The organism is Arthrobacter koreensis (genome assembly GCF_035792275.1).
Classification (GTDB): Bacteria; Actinomycetota; Actinomycetes; order Actinomycetales; family Micrococcaceae; genus Arthrobacter_B; species Arthrobacter_B koreensis_A.
Genome location: NZ_JAMWKK010000001.1, coordinates 227,360 through 249,269, shown reverse-complemented (window position 1 = coordinate 249,269; position 21,910 = coordinate 227,360). Strand labels below are relative to the sequence as shown.

20 protein-coding genes are annotated in these 21,910 nt (G+C 66.9%); 6 read left to right on the top strand and 14 right to left on the bottom strand.

Features of this window, described 5'->3' with window-relative positions; genetic code table 11:
* Positions 1-3 precede the first annotated feature (3 nt).
* From NGB94_RS01195 to NGB94_RS01180, 4 genes are read right to left on the bottom strand one after another with little or no spacing between them, the layout of a single operon-like run.
* On the bottom strand, positions 4-807 hold the full coding sequence (locus tag NGB94_RS01195; protein WP_325788473.1) for an HAD family hydrolase: 804 nt from the start codon (positions 805-807) through the stop codon (positions 4-6).
* Positions 808-866: 59 nt separating this feature from the next.
* Positions 867-1,397: a YbhB/YbcL family Raf kinase inhibitor-like protein gene (locus NGB94_RS01190; protein ID WP_325788472.1), complete on the bottom strand. Its 531-nt coding sequence runs from the start codon at positions 1,395-1,397 to the stop codon at positions 867-869.
* A gap of 48 nt (positions 1,398-1,445) precedes the next feature.
* Positions 1,446-2,360: a carbohydrate kinase gene (locus tag NGB94_RS01185; RefSeq protein WP_325788470.1), complete on the bottom strand. Its 915-nt coding sequence runs from the start codon at positions 2,358-2,360 to the stop codon at positions 1,446-1,448.
* A 33-nt stretch (positions 2,361-2,393) separates the two neighbouring features.
* Complete coding sequence (locus tag NGB94_RS01180; RefSeq protein WP_325788468.1) at positions 2,394-3,140, bottom strand: alpha/beta hydrolase; 747 nt, start codon at positions 3,138-3,140, stop codon at positions 2,394-2,396.
* Positions 3,141-3,288: 148 nt separating this feature from the next.
* On the opposite strand from NGB94_RS01180, the gene NGB94_RS01175 reads away from it, so the two are divergent.
* Entirely contained in the window at positions 3,289-4,392 is a 1,104-nt protein-coding gene (locus tag NGB94_RS01175; protein WP_325788466.1) for a RelA/SpoT domain-containing protein, read from the top strand.
* Between the two features lie 90 nt (positions 4,393-4,482).
* Here NGB94_RS01175 and NGB94_RS01170 read toward each other — a convergent pair whose 3' ends face one another.
* Positions 4,483-5,499, bottom strand: a complete 1,017-nt coding sequence (locus NGB94_RS01170; RefSeq protein ID WP_325788464.1) for a LacI family DNA-binding transcriptional regulator — start codon at positions 5,497-5,499, stop codon at positions 4,483-4,485.
* A 108-nt stretch (positions 5,500-5,607) separates the two neighbouring features.
* On the opposite strand from NGB94_RS01170, the gene NGB94_RS01165 reads away from it, so the two are divergent.
* Complete coding sequence (locus NGB94_RS01165) at positions 5,608-6,609, top strand: SDR family oxidoreductase (RefSeq protein ID WP_325788462.1); 1,002 nt, start codon at positions 5,608-5,610, stop codon at positions 6,607-6,609.
* A gap of 139 nt (positions 6,610-6,748) precedes the next feature.
* Here NGB94_RS01165 and NGB94_RS01160 read toward each other — a convergent pair whose 3' ends face one another.
* From NGB94_RS01160 to NGB94_RS01150, 3 genes are read right to left on the bottom strand one after another with little or no spacing between them, the layout of a single operon-like run.
* Entirely contained in the window at positions 6,749-7,216 is a 468-nt protein-coding gene (locus NGB94_RS01160; protein ID WP_325788460.1) for an SRPBCC family protein, read from the bottom strand.
* Between the two features lie 58 nt (positions 7,217-7,274).
* Positions 7,275-9,752, bottom strand: a complete 2,478-nt coding sequence (locus NGB94_RS01155) for a phosphoketolase family protein (RefSeq protein WP_325788458.1) — start codon at positions 9,750-9,752, stop codon at positions 7,275-7,277.
* A 46-nt stretch (positions 9,753-9,798) separates the two neighbouring features.
* Complete coding sequence (locus NGB94_RS01150; protein ID WP_325788457.1) at positions 9,799-12,375, bottom strand: ATP-dependent DNA ligase; 2,577 nt, start codon at positions 12,373-12,375, stop codon at positions 9,799-9,801.
* A gap of 132 nt (positions 12,376-12,507) precedes the next feature.
* Between NGB94_RS01150 and NGB94_RS01145 the strand changes: the two genes are divergently transcribed.
* The 3 genes from NGB94_RS01145 to NGB94_RS01135 all read left to right on the top strand — a co-directional run bounded on the left by NGB94_RS01145 (position 12,508) and on the right by NGB94_RS01135 (position 17,662).
* Positions 12,508-13,995 (top strand): SDR family oxidoreductase, encoded by a 1,488-nt coding sequence (locus NGB94_RS01145; protein WP_325788456.1) that lies wholly within the window; start codon positions 12,508-12,510, stop codon positions 13,993-13,995.
* Between the two features lie 138 nt (positions 13,996-14,133).
* A complete protein-coding gene (locus NGB94_RS01140; protein ID WP_325788454.1) occupies positions 14,134-16,356 on the top strand; it encodes an acyltransferase family protein in 2,223 nt (740 codons plus the stop codon).
* A gap of 67 nt (positions 16,357-16,423) precedes the next feature.
* Complete coding sequence (locus NGB94_RS01135; RefSeq protein ID WP_325788453.1) at positions 16,424-17,662, top strand: L,D-transpeptidase; 1,239 nt, start codon at positions 16,424-16,426, stop codon at positions 17,660-17,662.
* Between the two features lie 9 nt (positions 17,663-17,671).
* Here the strand turns inward: NGB94_RS01135 and NGB94_RS01130 are convergent, their stop codons facing one another.
* The 3 genes from NGB94_RS01130 to NGB94_RS01120 all read right to left on the bottom strand — a co-directional run bounded on the left by NGB94_RS01130 (position 17,672) and on the right by NGB94_RS01120 (position 19,344).
* Positions 17,672-17,815 carry a PLDc N-terminal domain-containing protein gene (locus NGB94_RS01130; RefSeq protein ID WP_325788670.1) on the bottom strand — a complete coding sequence of 48 codons (144 nt, stop codon included), beginning with the start codon at positions 17,813-17,815 and terminating at the stop codon, positions 17,672-17,674.
* Between the two features lie 115 nt (positions 17,816-17,930).
* Entirely contained in the window at positions 17,931-18,362 is a 432-nt protein-coding gene (locus tag NGB94_RS01125; RefSeq protein ID WP_325788451.1) for a hypothetical protein, read from the bottom strand.
* A 106-nt stretch (positions 18,363-18,468) separates the two neighbouring features.
* Positions 18,469-19,344 carry an alpha/beta hydrolase gene (locus NGB94_RS01120; protein WP_325788449.1) on the bottom strand — a complete coding sequence of 292 codons (876 nt, stop codon included), beginning with the start codon at positions 19,342-19,344 and terminating at the stop codon, positions 18,469-18,471.
* A gap of 94 nt (positions 19,345-19,438) precedes the next feature.
* Here NGB94_RS01120 and NGB94_RS01115 point away from each other — a divergent pair, with 94 nt between their 5' ends.
* On the top strand, positions 19,439-20,014 hold the full coding sequence (locus NGB94_RS01115; RefSeq protein ID WP_325788447.1) for a TetR/AcrR family transcriptional regulator: 576 nt from the start codon (positions 19,439-19,441) through the stop codon (positions 20,012-20,014).
* On the opposite strand, the gene NGB94_RS01110 is transcribed toward NGB94_RS01115, so the two are convergent.
* From NGB94_RS01110 to NGB94_RS01100, 3 genes are all read right to left on the bottom strand, one after another.
* Positions 20,011-20,598 (bottom strand): sugar O-acetyltransferase, encoded by a 588-nt coding sequence (locus NGB94_RS01110; RefSeq protein WP_325788445.1) that lies wholly within the window; start codon positions 20,596-20,598, stop codon positions 20,011-20,013. The genes NGB94_RS01115 and NGB94_RS01110 overlap by 4 nt on opposite strands.
* A gap of 211 nt (positions 20,599-20,809) precedes the next feature.
* Positions 20,810-21,133: a hypothetical protein gene (locus tag NGB94_RS01105; protein WP_325788443.1), complete on the bottom strand. Its 324-nt coding sequence runs from the start codon at positions 21,131-21,133 to the stop codon at positions 20,810-20,812.
* A 107-nt stretch (positions 21,134-21,240) separates the two neighbouring features.
* On the bottom strand, positions 21,241-21,852 hold the full coding sequence (locus tag NGB94_RS01100; RefSeq protein ID WP_418910590.1) for a LysE/ArgO family amino acid transporter: 612 nt from the start codon (positions 21,850-21,852) through the stop codon (positions 21,241-21,243).
* Positions 21,853-21,910: the final 58 nt, after the last annotated feature.

Here is a 21,910-nt window from a genome sequence, read left to right as displayed (position 1 = left end):
GGGCTACCGGCCGCGCAGCAGGTCCTCAAGCACCTGCGCCACGCCGTCTTCGGCGAACGGCGGGGCCTCGCGGGCCACAGCGGCCCGGACAGCAGGGTGCCCGGAGGCCATGGCGTAGCCGCGGCCGGCCCAGCCCAGCATGCCCAGGTCGTTGGGCATGTCGCCGAACGCCACCACGTCGGCGGCGTCGATCCGCAGCGACTCCGCGTATTCCGCCAGCGTCACGGCCTTATCCAGGCCGGGCGCGGACATTTCCAGCAGCGGTATCGACGGGGCGGAGTGGGTGGTGGAGACCAGGTGGGCCACCTCGGGCTTCACCTTCCGGAGGAACTCATCCGGGTGGATGTCCTCGACCCGGGCCAGGAACTTCACCACGCGGCTGCCCGGGCCCAGGGATTCGGTCAGCGGTGCTGGCGCGACTGCGCCGAGCAGGTCGGCTCCGGCATCCTGCAGGAATCCCGGCTCCAGATGGAAACCTTCGACGGTCTCGGCGGCGAAACGCACCGCCGGATAGAGGCTCCGGATGATGCCGGCGGCCTGGAACATGCCGTCCAGGGCCAGCGGCCTGGACCAGGTCACCTGCGCGGCTTCAAGGTCATAGAGGATCGCCCCGTTGGAACAGATCACCGTGCCGGTGTGGCCGAGCTGTTCGCGGACGGGCCCCAGCCAGCGCGGCGGCCGGCCGGTGACGAAGACGATCCGGATCCCGGCGTCGGCGCATTTGCGGAACGCGTTCACGGTCCGGTCACTGATCCTGTTGTCCGGGCCGACTATGGTCCCGTCCAGGTCACTTGCTACCAGCCGCATGCCCCGCCCTTCCGTTGGCTACCAGCCTAGCGGGAATGCTGGGTTTGCACGGCCAGCCACTAGGGCTCCGGACGCTCCGCTGTTCCCACGATCAGCCCGCGTGCCAGGGTGTGCCCGCGCAGCGCCATGGAGAGCACTCCGGGCCTGGCGTCCTCCGGTACATCCAGCAGCGGCACATCCAGCGCATGGACCATGACGAAGTACCGGTGCTTTCCGTGCCCCACCGGCGGTGCCGCGCCCGTATAGCCGGGCTCTCCGAGTTCATTGAAGAGCTGGAGGGTGCCTTCGGGCATGCCGGAGCGGGACGCGTTCTCGGTGACGGAGGTTTCATGCACCGGAATGTTGACCGCTGCCCAGTGCCAGAACACGCCGGGAATGGGTGCGTCCGGGTCCACCATCGTCACGGCGAAGCTCCGGGTTGCTTCCGGCCAGCCGGTCCAGGCCAGCTGCGGGGAGGCATCGCGGCCGCCGGGCACGGCCCCGGTGGCGTACTGCGACGGCGGCAGCGGACCGCCGTCGGCAAAGTTGGCGCTGGTGACCGCGAAGGAGGGTACGGGCGGCAGGTCTTCAGTGGGATCGTACGCTTGCATGGGCACTCTTCCTTTCAGCTGCCCGGACGCCTCGGGAGTCCGGAGGTTCTAGATGAGTTCGCTGCGCCGGGGCGGGTCAGCGCCGGGGCGGGATACGGTGATGGCCGCCGCCCGTGCGGCATAGGCGATGACTGCTTCCAGGTCGCCGACGCCGATCTTCCGCAGCTCCGGACGGCGGGCGGCGCCGTCGAAATCCCGGTCCATCAGCCCGGCAATCAGCGCCGACATAAACGAATCTCCCGCACCGACGGTGTCTGCGACGGCGACGGCCGGGGCCGGAGCCTCACAGCTTCCGGACGCAGCCACCGCCCAGGGGCCGCGGGAACCGCGGGTGACGACCACGACGGCAGGACTCATCTGGAGCCAGGCCCGCGCAGCGTCCTCCACCGGCAGGTCCGGGTAGAGCCAGGCGAGGTCCTCGTCGGATGCCTTGACGACGTCAGCCAGCCGGACGAACTTCTCCGCCTGCTCCCGGGCGTAGGAGACATCGGTGATGATGGTGGGCCGGCAGTTTGGGTCAAAGGTGATGGTGGCCTGAGGATGCGCCCGCTCAACGGTGGCCAGCACCTCATGCGCGCCCGGGGAGAGCATGGTGGCAATCGACCCGGTGTGCAGCAGGGTGGTGCCCTCCAGCAGCCGCGGCAGCTCCTCGGCCAGCCCGGGAAGGGACCACTCCAGGTCGAACGTGTACCGGGCACCGCCGGCCGGATCGAGCGTGGCAGTGGCAACACTGGTGGGGCGGTCATCGGCGGGCAGGGCAGCGAGGACGGAGTTCTTCTTCAGGTGCTCGGCGATCAGCACACCGTTGGCGTCATTGCCGTAGCGCCCAATGAACTGCACCGGCCGGCCCAGCCGGGCCACACCCACAGCCACGTTCAGCGGACTGCCGCCGGGATGGGAGCGGCGGGGCGCGGTGTCGCTGAGTACTTCGTCGATGAGGGCTTCGCCGATGACTGTGATCACGCACTCAACCTACCGAGCGCGGACCCGGCGGCGCTACCCGGGGACTTTCGCGGCGGCGTCTTCCACAGCTTGCAGCACCTCCGCCCAGGCGGGCGTGCCCGGGGTGATCATTTCAAAGTGGTCTCCGGGTATGAGCCTCAGTTCCACTGTTCCACCGGCCGCCCCCGCCGCTTGGACGTAGTTCTCCGCCAGTTCCCGCGGCACCGTGGTGTCCCTGGCGCCGTGCAGCACGAAAACCGGCACAGGCACCGGCACGGAGCGGGCCGGATCGGCTTCCCGCCAGCGCTCCGGGTCCTTCTCCGGGGCTGCCCCCAGGAAGTTCTCCGCAGCGCAGTCGCTCAGTCCCAGCCGGTGCGCCAGCGCCAGGTCAAGCACCCCTGACTGGCTGACGACGGCGTCGAGCGGCACCCGGGGCGCCTTCCGTCCCGCGGCCCAGACCGCCAGGTGCCCGCCCGCTGAGTGCCCCAGTGCAATGACCGGCCCCCGCACGCCGGTGAGTTCCGGCAGTTCTGCCAGCGCGTCGATGCCCGAGCTGATGTCTTCGAACGTCTGCGGCCAGCCGCCGCCGTTGCCGGCGCGCCGGTACTCAAGGTTCACGGCGGCCCAGCCGCGTCCGGCCAGGTCCGCTGCGAGCGGGCGGCCCAGTTCCAGTGAGTAGGCGGCCCGCCAGTATCCGCCGTGGATAATCACCACGGTGCCGAGCACTGGCTGCCCGCCGTGCGGGAGCGTCAGCTCGCCGAACTGTTCGGCATGGCTGCCGTAGGTGAACCGCTGTGGCATGGGGAGTTCCTTTTTCCGGCACGGGCGCCTGCTGCGGGCTGCGCCCGGCGGGCCGCCGTCGTCCTAATCTGGAGAAGAGCCTAACCGCCGCCGGACCGACAGTGTCTGCGGCGTGCCCTAGGCTGGCAGAAACTGCGAAAGGACTGACGTGAGCGCGTGGGACACCCTGGATGACCGGCTTCGCCCGGTGGTCCAGGCCAGCACGGACGAGTACGCCCGGGTGCGCCCGGCGCTGGAATCCGTGACGGCGGAAATGGAAGCCAGCCTGCGGGCGGTGTTCGAGGAGAGCACGGTCAAACCGCTGTTCATCGCTTCCCGGACCAAGTCCGTTGAGTCTTTCCGGGACAAGGCATCCCGCACCCTGCCGTCGGAAAATCCGGACGAGGTACCCACCCTTCTTTTCCCGGATCCGCTGCGCAACCTCACGGACCTGGTGGGTGTGCGCGTGATCATGACCCTGCCGCACGAGGTTGATGAGGCAGCCAACCTCATCAAGCGGCAGCGGGCCGAGTTCGACTGCCGCGGAGACCGGGAGAAGGACATCGGCTCCATCGAGTCCGGAACCTACGGTTACTCCAGCCGGCACCTGATCCTGCGCACGATCCAGAATGAGACGGTCCGGAACTTCCACAAGATGCTCGAGCCCTCTCAGAAGCCGAACGGCAGCTACCTGTTCGAGGTCCAGATCCGCACCGTGCTGGCCCATGCCTGGTCCGAAATTGAGCACGACATCCGGTTCAAGGCCGGCGACCCGCGGGCCTGGAGTCCGTATTTCGACCGCCAGTTCATTGCCACCGCGGCCATGCTGGAAACCGTTGAGAACGAGTTCGCCGAGCTGCACGAACGCTATGAGACGGTCACCGGCTTCTGGGACGAAGAGGGCGAGGGGTCGGCGCCGCTGACACCCAACCGGATCCGGCATGTCTGGATGACGCTGCTGCCGCACGTGAACCGCAAGGCCGGGGATGACTGGGGCTGGGCGGCGGAACTGCTGGCAGCTCACGGACTCAAAACAACCATGGACCTGGCCGGGCTGCTGCAGGCCGAGGCCATCACCGAAGTCCGCGCGGCCCTGGACCACCGCTACTCTCCAGGGCCGGACCGCCTGCTGGATGACCTGCTGCTTTGGCGGTTCGGGAAGAAGCACATCGACCTCACGGCCGAGCCAGAGGACGCCCCGTCCAAGCCCCGGCGTGAATCCTTGGGCCGGCGCTACCGGCAGATGCAGCTCTACCGCGCCCGGGAGGCCTGACAATTCTCCTGCCGGTTTGCGGTTTTGCTGCCGCTTGTAACCGGCCGCAAAACCGCAAACCGGTCACTTTTCTGCAGAACGGATCCGCCCCTAGGCGGACGCGCGCTGAACGAGGGTCACGGGAGGTACCGGCTGCGCTGCCGGTGCTGCGTCCGGCGTGCGGACATGCTCTGTCGAGCTGTCGGCGTCGGCGCCCAGCAGGGGCGCGATCGCCAGCTGCGCGAACAGCGTGCCGAGCATCCTGGCGTGCACGCTGACGGTGGTCAGCGGCGGCACGGCCAGCCCAGCCAGCGGAAGGTCTTCGGCGCCGATGACGGCGAGGTCAGCCGGCGCGGAGAGACCGTGTGAGGCCAGTCCGGACAGCAGTGCGAAGGCATAGTCGTCGTCGAACGCGCAGGCTGCCGTCACCGGCTCCGGTCCCTGCGTCCAGCGCGCGACGGCGGCAGCGGCGTCGCCTGCCTCCAGGCGGATCCGCTCCACAGCGGGCGGATGCAGGCCCAGCCGGGCGCAGGCATGTTCAATGGCGGCCAGCCGCACCTGTACGCGCCAGGCATAGCCGGGCAAATCCGGAACCGCGACGCCGAGGCGCGTGTGTCCGGCGGCAGCCAGGTGCCCCACCTGCAGGGCGCCGATTCCAAGGTCCGGCCCCAGCGGATCGTCCATTTCCTGCTGCAGCGAGGCCAGCGGCACTTCGAGGGAACGCAGGGCGGCGAGTTCTTCGGCAGCCAGCGGCGTGGTCAGGATCAGTGCGGCGGGCGCGAGCGACCGGACCAGGTCCACGGCCCCGCCTGAGGCCGGCAGCCGGTGCGCAATCAGCCGCAGCCCGTAGCGCTCCACCTGGTCTGACGCGGCATCGAGCACCATCGCCAGGGCGCGGCCCAGCGGCTCGGGCGGCAGGAGCATCAGCACCAGGTCGCTCTGTCCCCGCCGCAGGGTCCGGGCAGCGGTCGACGGCGCGTAGCCGAGTTTCGCGGCGGCGGCCAGGACACGCTGCCGGGTTGTCTCCGAGATGCTCTGCCCGCTCCTGCCGTTCAGCACATAACTGACCGTTGCGCGGGAGACCCCGGCGGCGCGGGCGACGTCGTGCGAAGTGACCTTGCCGTGCACGGAGTTCCTTTCGTGACCAACTGACCCTTCGAAGATACACTTTACTTACACGTGTAAGTGACGGTGGCCGCGTATCCACGGCCGCTCCATCGATCGAAAGGAACGTCCATGGCGGCCAACAAGCCCCTGACAGCCCAGAACACCATCCAGGAGTGGCTCGACCACCCGGCCGGCGGCCCCATCCTGCGCGGCTTCCTGGCGCAGACCGGAAGCGACGAGGCTTCCCTGGGCCCTGCGCTCGGACTCAAGCTCCAGCAGCTGGTGGACCTCAGCCAGGGGCAGATGCCGCAGGCTGCCGTTGACGGACTGGTGATGCAGGCCAACGGCGGCGTTATGCCGGAACTCGAAGCGGATGCCCTGCCCACCGTCGCCGACCGCTTCAAGGGCAAGACGGTTATCGTGACCGGTGCCGGCTCCGGCATCGGCCGTGCCACCGCATCCCGGATCGCCCGGGAGGGCGGCCGTGTGATTGCAGTGGATATTGCCGAGCTGAAGATTAAGGAACTGGCCGAAGAACTCGGCGAGGCCATCGTTCCGGTAGCGGCTGACCTCACCGATCTCGAGGCAGTGGAGCGGATCATCGCCGCCGCCGGCGGACAGATCGACGGCCTGGCGAACGTTGCCGGCATCAATGACGACTTCAGCCCGCTCCACGAGGTCTCGGACGCCATGTGGCAGAAGATCTTCGCCGTGAACGTGGACGGTCTGGTGCGCCTGACGCGCGCCGTGCTGCCGGCCATGCTCGAAGCCCGCAAGGGCACGATCGTAAACGTCACTTCCGAGGCAGGCCTGCGGGGCTCCGCGTCCGGCGTGGCCTACACAGCCTCCAAGCACGCCGTTGTGGGTATCACCAAGAGCGCCGCCTTCATGTATGCCAAGGAAGGCATACGTATCAACGCGGTTGCTCCGGGCGGTGTGGCCACCGGTATTCCGATGGGCGGCAAGACCTCCGAGTACGGCGAAGCCCGCCTGGCTCCGGCCCGCGTCCTGATCCCGGGGCTGGCCTCCGCCGAGGACCTCGCAGCCTCCATCACGTTCCTGCTCAGCGATGACTCCGTGAACATCAACGGCGCCATCATGCCCTCCGACGGCGGCTGGTCCGCAGGCTAAACCCTGCACCGCACAACGACGGCGGCCGGCCCCCATCCGGGGACCGGCCGCCGTCGTACTCCCTACTCGAGAGGCCAGTTACGGCTCGTTTGAGGCCTGATAAGAGCCGTAACTGGCCCCTCGGCGGTGGTTAGGTGAGTTAGGAGCCGGAGACCGCAGCGGCCAGCTTGTTCAGCGAGCCTTCAAGCTCTTCCTTGCTGATCATCGGGAAGGAGACCTTCTTCAGGGTTTCCTTGTCCGTGACCTTGCTCCAGTCGTAGGTGAGGGTGACTTCGGTGGAGTCCGGGCCCAGCGAATCCAGCTCCCACATCCATTCCCAGCCGGCCGGCTCGGTTCCGGCCACGGCGGTCTGCCAGGCCAGGAGCTGGTTGTGGCTGAAGCCGGTGACGTGGTTGTCCGTCTTGTAGTCACCCATCTTGGCGTTGGACATGTTCATGGTGAAGACCTCTCCCACCGCGGCGATGCGGTTGGTCTTCTCATCCGAAACCACCATGCCGGAGCCGTCCAGCTCGTGGTGCCGCTCCGGGTTGGACAGCAGGTGGAAGATGTCCCCTGCCGAGGCGTCAATGACGCGGGAAACGGTAATGGTCGACTGCTCGTTGGACATAGTTCTCCTTCGTGTAGATGGATCATGCCATCCCGCCGGGCGGTAGCCCGCGGGAAACCTAGTCTTGCGTCGAACGCTGCGCCTCTTCGAGCGTCCAGCCGCTGATGAAGGGCGGGTCCTGCCCCTCGTCGCGGGTGTACTGGCGGCAGCGCTCCCGCTCATCCTGCAGCCACTGCCGGAAGCCGGCCTGGGTGGACCCCAGCGACGGTACGCGGTCCAGCACGTCGATGGCCAGCTGGAACCGGTCGATCTGGTTCAGCATCGCCATGTCGAACGGCGTGGTGGTGGTGCCTTCTTCCTTGTAGCCGCGCACGTGCAGGTTGGAATGGTTGGTGCGGCGGTAGGTCAGCCGGTGGATGAGCCACGGATAGCCGTGGTACGCGAAAATGATGGGCGATTCCTTGGTGAACAGGGTGTCGAAGTCCCGGTCGGAGAGCCCGTGCGGATGCTCGGCCGAGTCCTGCAGCCGCATCAGGTCCACTACGTTCACCACCCGGATCCGCAGCTGAGGCAGCCGCTCCTTCAGCAGTGCTGCGGCAGCGATGGTTTCGAGCGTGGGCACATCCCCCGCACAGCCCATAACGACGTCGGGATCCGGCTGCGGGCCGGGACCGTCGCCTTCACTGCCCGCAAAGTCCCAGACGCCGATGCCGCGCTTGACGTGCAGCTTCGCTTGCTCGGGGTTCAGCCAGACCGGCGCGGGCTGCTTGCCGGAAACCACCACGTTCACCCGGTCCCGGGTGCCCAGGATGTGCTGGGTGACCGCCAGCAGGGTGTTCGCGTCCGGCGGGAGGTACACCCGGATGACGTCGGCTTTTTTGTTCACCACATGGTCGATGAACCCGGGGTCCTGGTGCGAGAACCCGTTGTGGTCCTGCTGCCACACGTGGCTGGAGAGCAGGTAGTTCAGGGACGCGATGGGCTGGCGCCAGGACAGGTCCCGGCTGACCTTCAGCCACTTGGCGTGCTGGTTGAACATCGAGTCGACAATGTGGACAAAGGCCTCGTAGCAGTTGAAAACGCCGTGCCGGCCGGTGAGCAGGTAGCCTTCCAGCCAGCCTTCACAGAGGTGCTCGCTGAGCACTTCCACTACCCGGCCGCTGCGGGCCAAATGTTCGTCGACCTTCTCGATCCGCTGCTGCCAGACCTTGTCCGTGACGCCGTAGACCTCCTGCAGCCGGTTCGACGCCGTCTCGTCCGGGCCGAAGATCCGGAAGTTCTCCGGGTTTCGCCGGATGATCTCCGCGAGGTACCTGCCCAGGTTCAGCATCGGGCTCACCCGTTCGCCGCCCGGTTCGGCGATGTCGACGGCGAACTCCGCGTAGGAGGGCAGCCGGAGGTCCTGGAGCAGCCGGCCGCCGTTGGCGTACGGGGTGGCGCTCATGCGCAGATTCCCGGCCGGTGCCAGGGATGCGATTTCGCCGCGCAGCCGGCCGTCGCCGTCGAACAGTTCTTCCGGCCGGTAGGAGCGCAGCCAGTCTTCGAGCTGGGCGCGGTGTCCGTCGTTCTCGTTCACCTCGGACAGCGGAACCTGGTGTGCCCGCCAGGTGCCCTCCACGGGTTTGCCGTCCACTTCGCGCGGGCCGGTCCATCCCTTGGGGGACCTGAAAACGATCATTGGCCAGCGCGGGGCGTGGGGGTCGACGTCGGCGGCCCCGGGCGCGTCCGCCGGAACCGCGAGTTTCCCGCCAGTCCGGTACGGAGCCTGGATTGCGTGGATTTCGGCCAGGCAGGTGCTCAGGGCCGCGGCGAAGTCCTCGTGGGCGGCCATCACGGCGTCTGGATCCTGCACGGTGACGAAGTGCGGGCGGTAGCCGTAGCCCTCAAGCAGCTTTACCAGCTGGGATTCGGGCATCCGGGACAGGACGGTGGGGTTGGCGATCTTGTAGCCGTTCAGGTGCAGGATGGGCAGCACCGCACCGTCCACCGCCGGGTCCAGGAAGCTGTTCGAGTGCCAGGACGCAGCCAGCGGCCCGGTTTCCGCCTCGCCGTCGCCAATGACCGTGGCTGCGACGAGGTCCGGGTTGTCGAACACGGCGCCGTAGGCATGGGCCAGGGAGTAGCCCAGTTCGCCGCCTTCGTGGATGGACCCGGGGGTTTCCGGCGCCGCGTGGCTGGGAACGCCGCCGGGATAGGAGAACTGCTTGAACAGGGTGCGCAGCCCGTCTTCGTCTTCACCGACATGGCTGTAGATCTCCGAATAGGTGCCCTCCAGCCAGGCATTTGCCACGTTCGCCGGGCCGCCGTGCCCGGGACCGGTAATGAACAGGAACTCCTGGCCGGTCTCATTGATCAGCCGGTTCAGATGGGCGTAGATAAAGTTCAGGCCGGGGGTGGTTCCCCAGTGCCCCAGCAGCCGGGCTTTCACGTCGCCGGGTTCCAGAGGACGGCGCAGCAGCGGGTTGTCCCGCAGGTAGATCTGCCCGGCGGAGAGGTAATTGGCCGCCCGCCACCAGGCATCCACCGCCTGCAGTTGGCTTTCCGGCGGCAGCGCGGTGCCGGGCAGTCGTTCTTCAGGGGTACGGGTGTCGGTCATCGCTGCGTTCCTCCCGGTTGGGGTGGTTGACGGTCTGAGGACTGGCTTAGGACGGGATTTCCGGTACGACGTCGGAGGGCTTCTTGTCCGGCCGCAGCCCCCGCCACACGGGGTGCCGGAGTTTGCCTGTGCCGGTACGCTCCGCGTAGGTCACTTCACCGACCAGGACCGGGCGGACCCAGCGGGCGTCGGACGCGTCGGCCCGGGGCACGTCGTCCAGCGGGGCGGTCTTGCGGGCGAGTTTTTTCAGCCGGGAGCCCACCAGCGCCAGGTCCTTCTCGCTCAGACCGGACCCGACGCGGCCGATGTACTGCAGCTCGGTCCCGTCCGGAACCGCCACGAGCAGTGACCCCACCTTGTTGGCCCGGTTTCCCTGGCCCGGCCGCCAGCCGACAATGACCACTTCCTGGCTGAACTGGTTCTTGAGCTTGATCCAGCTGCGTGACCGGGTGCCGGCGGAGTAGTCCGCGGACCGGCGCTTGGCCACCACACCCTCCAGGCCGAGTTCCCTGCTGGCTTCAACGGCGTCGTCCATGCCCAGATCCAGGGCCGGAGGAACCTGGACGTGCCCGTCGTCTTCACTGGATTCAACGGCCTGTTCCAGGATCTCCCGGCGCTGTTCGTAGCTGAGCTCCAGCAGTGAGTTTCCGTCCAGCCAAAGCAGGTCGAAGACCATAAACTGCACCGGTGTCTTGGCAGCGGCCGCTTCGGCATCACGGGCCCGGGTGAGATGCATCCGCGGCTGGAGCAGCCCGAAGTCGGGGCGCCCGGCCTTGTTCAGGGCGACAATTTCCCCGTCCAGTACGGCCCGTTCACCGTTCAGCGCGCCGCCGAGTTCCTGCAGCTCCGGGTAGGCAACGGTCATGTCGTTGCCGTTACGGCTGATCAGCCGGGTTCCTTCCGGAGTCACTTCGGCGATGCCCCGCACGCCGTCCCATTTCATTTCGAACGCCCACTCGGCGTCGTCGTTGATGTCGGCTTTGGAACCCAGAGTGGCCAGCATCGGCTTCAGCGACGGCATGCCGGAGTCCTTAATGTCCTGCTTCACCGCGGCGCCGTCCGGCAGGGGCAGTGGATCAGGACGGGCTTTCGCTGCAGCCTTGGTCATTTCGGCAGGGTTCTCGTCGTCCTTCTTCTTCGACTTCTTGCCCGTGGGTTCGGCCGGTTCGGCGGGCTTGGACGTCTGGTCCTTCATCAGGTGCAGCAGCCAGTTGCTCTTCCCGTCCTGCCCGCCGGTGTGGATGAACGCGAAGCGGCGCACCGCCGAACCGTCGCGCGCCAGGCCGCCGTCGGGCTGGCCGTGAACGGTGACGATTACTTCCTTGTCCGGGCGCCACTTCTCCGTCTCATACGTGCCGTGGTCCCAGATGGTGACTTCCCCGGCACCGTATTCCCCCTTCGGAATGGTTCCGGAGAAACCGCCGTAATCCAGCGGATGGTCCTCGGTCTGCACAGCCAGGTGGTTTTTGTCCGGCGAGGTCGGCGGGCCCTTGGGAACTGCCCAGGAGACCAGGACGCCGTCCCGCTCCAGCCGGAAATCCCAGTGCAGCCGCCGGGCGTGGTGTTCCTGGATGACAAAGCTGTTGCCGTCCCCTTCCACTGCCTTCGGCGCTTCGGCGGGCACCGGCTCGGGGGTCTTCGCGGCGTCGCGCATGCTGCGGTACTTGTGCAGTTTGTCCGGTTCGGCGTCCGATTCCAGTACCCCGGAATCAGCTTCGCCGGTGTGCATGCCGGCCAGCGGGTCCCCGATGTCCTCGATGCGGTCCAGGACTTCTTCGTAGTCCAGCTGCGCCAGGTCCGGGTCCTCCAGTTCCTCCCAGGTCCGCGGCGCGGCGACCATGGGCCGGAAGCGGCCGCGCAGCGAGTAGGGGCAGATGGTGGTCTTGTTGGCGTTGTTCTGGCTCCAGTCCACCAGCACCTTGCCCTTGCGCAGCGTTTTCTTCATGTCACTGACCACCAGGTCCGGATGGTCGGCTTCCAGTGCCCGGGCCAGTTCATGGGCGACGGCGCTGACTTCATCCGAGGTCTGCCCGCCGTCCAGCGCCGCGTAGAGGTGGATGCCCTTGGAACCGCTGGTGACCGGCCGGGCGTCCAGGCCCATGTCCGTGAGGATGCTGCGGGCCAGGCGGGCCACTTCGGCGCAGTCAGCCAGGGAAGCACCGTCTCCGGGATCCAGGTCCAGCACCAGCCGGTCCGGGTTCTGCCGGACTCCCCGCGGCCCGAACTGCCACTGCGGAACGTGGATTTCCAGGGCTGCCAGCTGGGCCAGCCAGGTCAGTGTGGCCAGGTCGTTGACCAGCGGATACACGTTGGCGTGGTCCTTGTGCTCGATCGTGTACCGCTTGACCCAGCTCGGCGCCGAATCGTCAATGTTCTTCTGGAAGAAAACCTGCCCGGGGGTATCCGGGGTTCCGACGCCGTTGACCCACCGCTTCCTGGTCGCCGGCCGGTTGCGCGCGTAGGGAATCAGCGTTGGGGCAATCGCGGCGTAATACGACAGGACGTCCGCTTTGGTGGTTCCCGTCTCCGGGTACAGGACCTTATCCAGCGAGGTCAGGCGCAGGCGGTGTCCCTCCACGTTGACCGTTTCCCGCTGCTTCGGGGCCGTTCCCGTTGTCGCCATGCCCTCTAGTCTTACCGGGATTATGCGGCAATATCCAGTAGACATCAGCATGCTTACAAAATGTTGAGGTGTTTTTGGGAGGGATAGTGCAACGGCCCCCGAAGCGGGTCGGCCGATGTGTATGTTGGGGAAATGACGGACACTCAGCGGGTCTTGGTCACCGGAGCTACGGGCTACATAGGCGGGCGCCTGGTTCCGCTTCTCCTGGCGGACGGCCGCACCGTCCGGGTGCTGGTCCGGTCCCCGGAGAAGCTCAACGACGTCCCGTGGCACGACGACGTCGAAATAGTGCAGGGCGATCTCTCGGACGCCGAATCGGTGGAAAGCGCCTTCCAGGACGTGGACACCGTGTACTTCCTGGTTCATTCGATGGCCTCCGGCAAGGGCTTCGCCAAGCAGGAGGAGGACATCGCCAACATCGTGGCCTCCGCTGCGGAGAAGGCGGGCGTCAAGCGCATCATCTATCTGGGCGGCCTGCACCCAAACGAGGGCGAGCTCTCCCCGCACATGGCCTCACGGACAGCCGTCGGGGAGATCCTGCTCAACGGCGCGGTTCCCGCGGTGGTGTTCCAGGCCGGGGTGGTGATCGGTTCCGGTTCGGCGTCGTTCGAAATGATCCGGCACCTCACCGAAACCCTGCCGGTCATGCCGGCCCCCAGCTGGGTCCGCCGGAAAATCGAACCAATCGCCGTCCGTGACGTCCTGTATTACCTGGTCCGGGCCGCGGACCTGCCCGAAGGCCTGAACCGCACCTTCGACATCGGCTCCGGCGAAGTCCTGGAGTACGCGGACATCATGAACGGCTACGCGGAAGTGGCCGGCCTGCCCAGGCGCCGGATCTACGCCCTGCCGATCCCCGCCCCCAAGCTGGCCGGGCTGTGGGTGGCGCTGGTGACTCCGATTCCCCTCACGATGTCCCGGCCGCTCGTCGAATCCCTGCAGCACGATGCGGTGGCCAAGGAACGGGACATCAACAACTACATACCGGTCCCGGAAGGCGGACTGACCAACTACCACGACGCCGTCACCCGGGCCCTTGGCAAAGAGGCACGCAACGAGGTGGAGACAACCTGGGCGAGCGCCTCCAGCGCCGCGGACCTCGCCTCCGAACCGCTCCCCTCAGACCCGGACTGGGCAGGCCAGACCGTCTACGTGGACCAGCGGCGCCGCGGTTCAGCTGTTGATCCGGCCCACATCTGGCAGGTCATCGAAGGAATCGGCGGCAAGAACGGCTGGTATTCCCTGCCCATGGCATGGGCCATCCGCGGCGTGCTGGACAAGACGGTGGGTGGGGCCGGCCTGACCCGCGGGCGGCGGAATCCGTCCACACTGCTGACCGGCGACGTCGTCGACTGGTGGCGCGTGGAACTGCTGGAGCGCGGCACCCTGCTGCGGCTGCGGGCGGAGATGCGGGTGCCCGGGAAGGCCTGGCTGGAGCTGCGGGTGGATCCCGACGGCGAGGGAAGCGTCTACAGCCAGCGGGCGATCTACTTTCCGCGCGGCCTGCTGGGACGGCTGTACTGGTGGCTCATCTACCCCTTCCACGGGCTGATCTTCCCGTCCATGGCAAAGAACATCACCCGGCAGGCGGCCCGGATGGCTGAACTCGACGCCGTCTGACCAGGCAAAACAGCCCAAATAACCAAACATGTCAAGGGTTTGGGGCGATTTTCGCGTTGCCGCGTGCTAAGTGGCGGGCCGCAGCGGGGCCGGGCTACATTCGAGGCAGCCCACCACCGTTGAAGCGAAAGCGAATCCTTGTCCGCGCGTGCCTCCCAGCCTGCATCCCGTGCCCGGGTCCCCGCCCGGCCGCGGCACCGGCCGGGAGGGGGCTTCCGCCACGACATTGAGGGCCTTCGCGCCCTCGCCGTCCTCGCGGTGCTCGCCCATCACCTGTTCGCCTGGCCGTCCGGCGGATACGCAGGCGTCGACGTCTTCTTCGTCATTTCCGGGTTCCTGATCACCACCATCCTGATCCGCGAAATAACGTCCCCGCAGAAACTCTCCCTGCCGGATTTCTACCGGCGGCGTGTACGCAGGCTCGTTCCCGCAGCGGCTGCCGTCCTGGCGGCCACGTCCGCCGGCGCCTTCCTTGTTTTTGGTCCCGGACGCGCCGCCTCCATCCTCGAGGACGCTGTCTGGTCCTTTTTCTTCATGGGGAACTGGCGTTTCGCCGCTTCCGGCACCGACTACCTTCACGCCGGAACCGCAGTTTCGCCCCTGCAGCACTTCTGGTCCCTTGGCGTTGAGGAGCAGTTTTACCTGGCCTGGCCCTGGGTGCTGATGGCAGGAATCGCCGTCACTGCAGCGCTGCGCTGCACCGACCGCGGCATGCGGGTCCTCCTGCTGCTCTTCCTTGGCGCGCTGTGCGCCGGCAGCTTTGCCTTCGCGGTGTGGGAGACCGCCAACCAGCCCACCACCGCGTACTTCTCCACGTTCTCCCGGGCCTGGGAACTTGGCGCCGGCGCGCTCCTGGCAGTCGCGGCTCCCTGGCTCGGCCGGATCCCTGCGCCCGGCCGGGCTGCGGCGGGGTGGGCCGGGCTGGCCGGCATCACTGCTTCGTTCCTCCTGCTCTCTGCGGACAGCGCGTTTCCAGGGCCGGCCGCCGCGCTGCCCGTGCTCTCCGCCCTGCTCGTCCTGGCCGCCGGGACGGGCACGCGCGGTCCAGGCCACAACCGGATCATGTGGCCCCTGACCAACCCCGCCAGCCGCTACATTGGCCGGATTTCCTATTCCCTCTACCTCTGGCACTTCCCGGTCATTGTGTTCGCGGCTGCGCTGGCCCCGGAGGCATCCCCGTTCCTGCCGCTGGCGGGGGCAACCTGCCTCGCGGTGCTCTCCTTCCACTGGATCGAGGACCCGGTCCGCCGCTCACGCTGGCTGCAGCCCCGCTACGCCGCCCGGGAACGCGGACGCCGCTACCGCCGTCCGGCACTGGAACCGCGGCCCGCCCGGCTGGCAGCCATGGCTGCCGTGGGCGGCCTGCTGTCCGCAGCCCTGGTCGCCGCCGCACTGGACACAACGCTCCAGCCGGCCGCCGCCCCGGCTGCTGCCAATCCGCCGTCGTCGGCAGATCCCGCCCCGGAACGGCCCGCTGCTTCCCGGCCGGACCCCCTGGCCGTCCACACCGCAGCACTGCGGGAGGCCCTGGGCAGCACCCAGTGGCCGGCCCTGGATCCCGATCCGGCCTCCTTTACCGAGGGCGGCCGCAATGCGAAGCCAGCCGAGTGGATCGTGGACGGATGCCTGGGCGGAAACGAAGCCCGCCACGAGGACCCCGTGGCCAACACCGGACACTGCACCTATGGGCAGGAGGATGCGCCGAAGGACCTGGTCCTGTACGGAGACTCGGTGGCTATGGCCTACCTGCCCGCGCTGCGCGCTGTCCTGGACCCCGGCGAGTGGCGGATCCACGTCTACACGGCCGCGGGCTGCGCCCCCGCGGATGTACCGCAGAACCGGATCGGCGGCGCACCGTACCCCGAATGCCCTGCCTTCCGGGACTGGGCAGTGGAGCGCATCGGCCAGCTGGCACCGGACGTGCTCCTGATGGCTTCCTTCCGCTATGACGCGGCCCTGGCCAGCGGTGCCTCCGGCGCAGCGGCCGACGCCGAATGGCGGGAGGGCACCCGGCGCATCCACGAGGCGCTGGCGGGGAAGGCCGAACGGACCGTGGTGCTCTCCGCTCCGCCGGAGGCCAGGGACCCGGCGCAGTGCGCCACCCGTTTCAGCGCCCCGGCCGACTGCGAGACCCGGCTCGCCGAGGACCACCACTCCCGCCTGAATCTCGAATCTGCCGCAGCAGCAGCGGGCAATCCAGACCTTGAATGGATAGATACGACGGAATGGTTCTGCCTCGGGGAGCGGTGCCCTGCCTTTGTGGGAGACTCTCCGCTTTATGCGGATGCGTACCATCTCAGCGCGGCAGGGTCACTGGCCCTGGCACCGCTGCTGGCCGGTGTACTGGAGAAAGCGTCCTGACAGATTAGCCGCACCCGCGGCTAACGTAGGATGGCTTCAGCTAAGAGAGACGTAGGGGACAGACACAGTGCAGGAAAAGAGCAGCCGCAAGCGGTGGATCGCCCTGGCCGCAGCGGCAGGGGTACTGGTGATCGGCGCCGCGGCAGGCGTTGCGGCAGCCACGGGTGCGTTCGACGCCGGAACTCCTTCCGCCCAGCAGTCCCGGCAGCCCTCCGCCTCACCGACGGCTGCCGAGCCCGCGGTCCCTGTTGCCTTCACAGCTGAGCCGGCTGACAGTTCCACTGAGGTGAACCCGGTTTCCGTCCCTGTCCTCAAGGTCCAGCACGGAACCATCGAATCAGTATCGCTGGCGCCAAAGTCCGGCGGGGACGATGTTGAAGGGGACTTCGCCGCAGGGAAGACCGAGTGGGCGGCCACTGAGCCGCTGAAGTTCAACACCGAGTACACCTTTGCCTTCACCCTCGCGGACGCCAACGGCAAGACCACGAAGGAATCGCAGTCCTTCCACACCGTGACGCCTCCGAATGAGGCCAACGCTTTTATGGCGCCGCTGGACAAGTCGGTGGTCGGCGTCGGGCACCCCATCGAGATCAACTTCAGCGAACCGGTGCTGAACAAGCAGGCCGTCGAGGCCGCCATTACGGTCACCAGCAGCAGCGCCCAGACCGGTGCGTTCTACTGGATCTCGGACACCAAGGCACGCTACCGCCCGGAAACGTTCTGGGAACCCAACAGCACGGTCACGGTGGACATGCAGCTCTTCGGCGTGGACTTCGGCAATTCGATGATCGGCAACTTCAACGAGACGCGGACCTTCCAGGTCCACAACTCCCGGGTTGCCGTCGTGGACAACGTCACCAAGACCATGCAGGTCTTCATTGACGGGCAGCTCACCCGCACCTTCCCCGTGACCCTGGGAGATTCCGCCTGGCCTTCCCCCAGCGGATACCAGGTAGTGATGTCCCAGCACGAGAAGCTGCCGTTCCGTGCCGAAAGCATTGGCCTCAAGCCCGGGGACCCGGACTACTACGAGCCGTTTGATGCGTCCTGGGCCAGCCGCCTCACCAACAGCGGGGTGTTCGTGCACGAAGCGCTGCCCGGCGCCATGGGTGCACTGGGCGTTATCAACGTCTCCCACGGCTGCGTGGGTATGTCTCCTGAAGGCGCCAAGTACTTCTATGACACGTTCGAACCGGGTGACCTTGTCCAGGTCCTCAACACCGGAGTGGGACCGGCAGCCATGTGGGACGGTTACGGGGACTGGAACGTGCCCTGGGCGGAGTACTCGACCCAGCCCAAGGGCTAGTACCCGGGTTTAGCCGCGGCGGCGGCCGAACACGAAGTAACTGATCGGGCCAATGAAGTTCACGGCGCAGGCTGCGCTCCACGCAGCCTTCGGCCCGCGGATTTCACTCCCCGGGCGGCGCCAGATATCCACGAGAGCTGCACCGGCGAGCAGGAACTGGATGCTGGAAAGAATGCCCAGGCCCTTTTTCTGTCCTGCAGTGAGTTCGCTGAGGGTCTTTTCCTGCTCATGGGAGCTCCTTTGGAGAGTATTCGGCCCGGAGAGATCTTCACCGGCCCGTGCGCAGCCGGAAGGCCTGCACCTGTTCGATGAAGACCTGCACGACGGCGGTCACTATGCCCAGCATAATCAGGTTAGGGGCTGCCCAGCGCAGCTTCTGCGGCCACGGCTCCACCGGGTACCCGTTCCAGTTGGGCGCCGAGACGCTGGGATCCTGCGGAAAGATGGTGTCCGCGAACATAAAGAATCCGCCTATTGTTACCAGCCCGGCGGCGAGGGCCCAGGCCGCCATCCGGTACTTGCGCTGGTGCCGTTCCAGCTCCGAGTACACGTTCTGTGAAGGCCCAAGCTGAACCGGGGCCGGCGCGTCACTGATCTCCACAACGGCCGGGGGTTCCGTCCGGGACACGTATCCCTCCCCTCCTCCGCGCTGGTAAGCAGGGTCATACCGTGGATCAATCTCGTCGTGCCTGCTGGACATGGCCGTTCCCCTCCGGACAAGGTGAGCGGCCCGCGGTGGCCGCGTCACTGGTGCAGCAACTGTAACGGACCCGGCCGTCTGGGGGCCGGGTCCGTTGCAGGGATCCCTATGCCTCCGCCGGGACCTCACGTGTTTCCGGCTTGGTGTCCTGGGCCAGGAAGGACAGCAGCGCTTCGTTCACTTCCTGTGCATGGGTCCAGAGCAGCCCGTGCGGAGCGCCTTCGATCTCGATGTACTCGGCAGACGGCAGTGCCTTGGCAAACCGGCGGCCGGTCGCGTCGATCGGCAGGATATTGTCGGCGGTTCCGTGCACGATCAGGGCCGGGACGTCGATCTTGGGGATGTCGCCGCGGAAGTCGGTGAGCCAGGTCGGCTGGGCGGCCAGCGAAGCGATGGGGCTGGCTGATGAAGCCAGGTTCCAGCCGGCGTTGATTACTTCCTGGCTGAGCCGGGGAGTGCCAAGGTAATCATCCGAGTTGTAGAAATTCTTGAAGAACTCGGTAAAGAAGGCGTAGCGGTCGGCCGTGGCAGCTGCCATCAGGCCGTCAAAGACTTCCTGGGGAACTCCCTCCGGGTTGTCGTCCGCCTGGAGCAGGTACGGCTCGAGTGAGCCAAGGAAAGCTGCCTTGTCCACACGGTCCGATCCATAGGTGGAGAGGTACCGGGCCACTTCGCCGGTTCCCATGGAGAAGCCCACCAGCACCACTGAATGCAGGTCCAGCGTATTCAGCACGGCATTCAGGTCTGCGGCAAAGGTGTCGTAGTCGTAGCCTTCGGCCGGCTTGTCGGACCGGCCGAAGCCGCGCCGGTCATAGGTGATGACCCGGTAACCGGCCTGCAGCAGGGCGGCGGTCTGCTTTTCCCAGGATGCTCCGTCCAGCGGATAGCCGTGGATCAGGACAACGGGCTGTCCCTTGCCGTGGTCTTCGTAGTAAAGCTCGATCGGACTGCTGTTCTCCGTGCTGACGCTGATACGCCCCATGGCGATGCTCCTCTCAGAAGGCTGTGAGAATGATCATTCTCCGGAGCTCCCAACTATAGGGAACGATCATTCTCAAAGCAAGTACAATTGATTCATGACCCCTGGTGAGGAACATGCACACGTCATCGAAGTGGCTGACCGGCTCTTCTACGAGCGCGGTATCCAAGCAGTCGGCATGGCCGAACTCCGGCGTGAGGTGGACCTGCCGCTGAAGAAGCTCTATGCCTTGTTCCCGTCCAAGCAGGCCATAGTATTCGCAGTCCTGGACCGGCGCCACCGAATTTGGACGGCCGGTATCCAGGAACGGATCGATGCCGCAGCGGATCCGAGGCAGAAGCTGCTGGCTGTTTATGACTACCTGTCGGACTGGTTTGCCGAGGATTCCTTCCGCGGGTGTGCCTTCATCAACGCCTTCGGTGAGCTGGGCAGCCAGTCCCCTGACATCGCCGAGCGCACTCGGACGCACAAGGAGTCGTTCCAGCGCGTGCTGGCCGAGCTCGTGGCCGAGGCGGGCGGAAACCCCGCCCTGGCCCCGCAGCTGGCGCTGCTGGCCGAGGGTGCACAGACAACGGCTGCCATTTCCGGCTCGGCAGAGCCGGCACGGCAGGCCCGGCAGGCTGCCGAAATCCTCATCGACGCACAGATCCAGGCCGCTCCGGGCCTGGCCTAGGCGTTCGGCAGCTCCCGGACAATCCGGGCGGGATTACCAACTGCGATCACGTTCGCCGGCAGGTCCCGGGTCACCACCGCACCGGCTCCAACCACGGTATTCTCGCCGATGCTTACTCCCGGCAGGACCATCACGCCGCCGCCCAGCCAGACGTTGTTGCCGATGGCAATGGGCCTGGCGGCTTCCAGCTTGTCGCGGCGCGGGTCCGCGGCCAGCGGATGCGTGGGTGTGAGGAGCTGAACGTTGGGCCCGATCTGCACGTCGTCACCGATCGTTATTGGAGCAACGTCAAGGGCAGTGAGATTGAAGTTAATGAAGGTCCGCGCTCCAACGGTGATGTATTTGCCGTAATCCACATAGATCGGCGGACGGATGACGGTGCCTTCCCCGAGCCCGCCCAGCAGTTCGGCAAGCAGGGGCGCCGCAGCCGCCGGGTTCTGCGGACCGAGCCGGTTGTACTGGTCCGAGAGCGAGGAGGCCCGCAGGCTGTCTGCTTCCAGCTGCGGATCATCGGCGATGTAGAGGTCCCCGGCCTGCATTCTTTCCCGCATGGACCTTGCGTCATTCTCGAAATAGTTGGTCATGCGACTAATGATCCCCTGCCGGCACCCCCAGCTTCACCCAGACATTCCCGTGGATTAGTTCCGCGCCGTCAGAGATTTCCGCATCATCCATGTATCCGTCCACCACCAGGACCGCCATGCCCGCACGTCCGTCCAGCGTGGTTCCCGGGGATGTTCCTGAGACAACACTCCCCTCCGTGATCGGTCCCCTGCGGCAGAAAGCGGAATAGCTTTAACCGGATCCCTGGCGCACAACCACCAGGCAGTAGGCGCCGCGGCCGCGGGAAACGTAGTAGCTGCCGGTGCCGCTCGCCGTCAGGAAGCGGACTTCCTCCCGGCCGGTATCCAGGTCCACCCACGCGGGCAGCTCATCCTGCTTCTGCGGTTCAGCGTCGAAGACAGCGAACGGCGGATCAGGAAGGGGCTCGGCCCGGGAGGAATAAACGCTGCTAAGCACAAAGACACCCGTGCCGGTGATGGCCGCGGCTGCGGTCCAGAGGACTGCTGCAGGCACTGCGCGGCGGCGGCCGGTGCCGCGGTTCCCGGTCCCGGCCACGATGCTCCAATCGTCAGTGAAGACCGGCGCTGCCCAAAGGCCCGTCCGGCGCCCGCTGCGGGCTGGCGCGAACGGTACCACCTGGCGCAGGCACGCGCCCGCGTGGGTTACACCGAGCTGCGGAGGAGGCTGACAGCCAGCAGCACCATAAAGACACCGATTGCCGCATCGAGGATTTGCCAGGCGCGGGGCCTGGCAAAGAGCGGCGCCAGCAGCCGCGCACCGAATCCCAGCGCACTGAACCACACCGTGCTGGCCGCAGCCGCACCAGCCGCGAAGACCCACCGGTCTTCCGGGCCGTGAGCGGCGGCCAGCGATCCCAGCAGCACCACGGTATCCAGGTACACATGGGGGTTTAGCCAGGTCAGGCTCAGGCAGGTCAGCACGGCGGCCGCCAGCGTGCCGCTGCCCTGGCCGGCCGCCTGCAGGCCCGCTGGATTCAGTGCGCGGCGCAAAGACAGGAACGCGTAGGCGAGCAGGAACGCCGCGCCGGCCCAGCGAATAACGTCCAGCACCAGCGGAGCGGCCTGGGTGAGCCTGCCGATTCCCGCCGTTCCGGCCAGGATGAGGATGGCATCGCTGAGGATACACACGGCAACGACCGCCGGAAGATGCTCGCGCCTTAGTCCCTGCCGCAGGACGAAGGCATTCTGGGCCCCGATCGCGACGATCAGGGCCAGTCCGCTGCCGAATCCTGCCAGCAGTGGGGCGAGGCTCATTGTGCTCATGCTTCCAAGCTAGGGCGGCACCCGTCCAAAGACTAGCTAAAGTTTCTGG

Excerpts from the sequence above, each read along its gene's own strand:
- NGB94_RS01145 (WP_325788456.1), top strand. The coding sequence starts at position 12,508 with ATGACGGACACTCAGCGGGTCTTGGTCACCGGAGCTACGGGCTACATA.
- NGB94_RS01160 (WP_325788460.1), bottom strand. The coding sequence starts at position 7,216 with ATGTCCAACGAGCAGTCGACCATTACCGTTTCCCGCGTCATTGACGCC.
- NGB94_RS01100 (WP_418910590.1), bottom strand. The coding sequence starts at position 21,852 with ATGAGCCTCGCCCCACTGCTGGCAGGATTCGGCAGCGGACTGGCCCTG.
- NGB94_RS01110 (WP_325788445.1), bottom strand. The coding sequence starts at position 20,598 with ATGACCAACTATTTCGAGAATGACGCAAGGTCCATGCGGGAAAGAATG.
- NGB94_RS01190 (WP_325788472.1), bottom strand. The coding sequence starts at position 1,397 with ATGCAAGCGTACGATCCCACTGAAGACCTGCCGCCCGTACCCTCCTTC.
- NGB94_RS01150 (WP_325788457.1), bottom strand. The coding sequence starts at position 12,375 with ATGGCGACAACGGGAACGGCCCCGAAGCAGCGGGAAACGGTCAACGTG.
- NGB94_RS01180 (WP_325788468.1), bottom strand. The coding sequence starts at position 3,140 with ATGCCACAGCGGTTCACCTACGGCAGCCATGCCGAACAGTTCGGCGAG.
- NGB94_RS01120 (WP_325788449.1), bottom strand. The coding sequence starts at position 19,344 with ATGGGGCGTATCAGCGTCAGCACGGAGAACAGCAGTCCGATCGAGCTT.
- NGB94_RS01165 (WP_325788462.1), top strand. The coding sequence starts at position 5,608 with ATGGCGGCCAACAAGCCCCTGACAGCCCAGAACACCATCCAGGAGTGG.
- NGB94_RS01195 (WP_325788473.1), bottom strand. The coding sequence starts at position 807 with ATGCGGCTGGTAGCAAGTGACCTGGACGGGACCATAGTCGGCCCGGAC.
- NGB94_RS01115 (WP_325788447.1), top strand. The coding sequence starts at position 19,439 with ATGACCCCTGGTGAGGAACATGCACACGTCATCGAAGTGGCTGACCGG.
- NGB94_RS01125 (WP_325788451.1), bottom strand. The coding sequence starts at position 18,362 with ATGTCCAGCAGGCACGACGAGATTGATCCACGGTATGACCCTGCTTAC.
- NGB94_RS01155 (WP_325788458.1), bottom strand. The coding sequence starts at position 9,752 with ATGACCGACACCCGTACCCCTGAAGAACGACTGCCCGGCACCGCGCTG.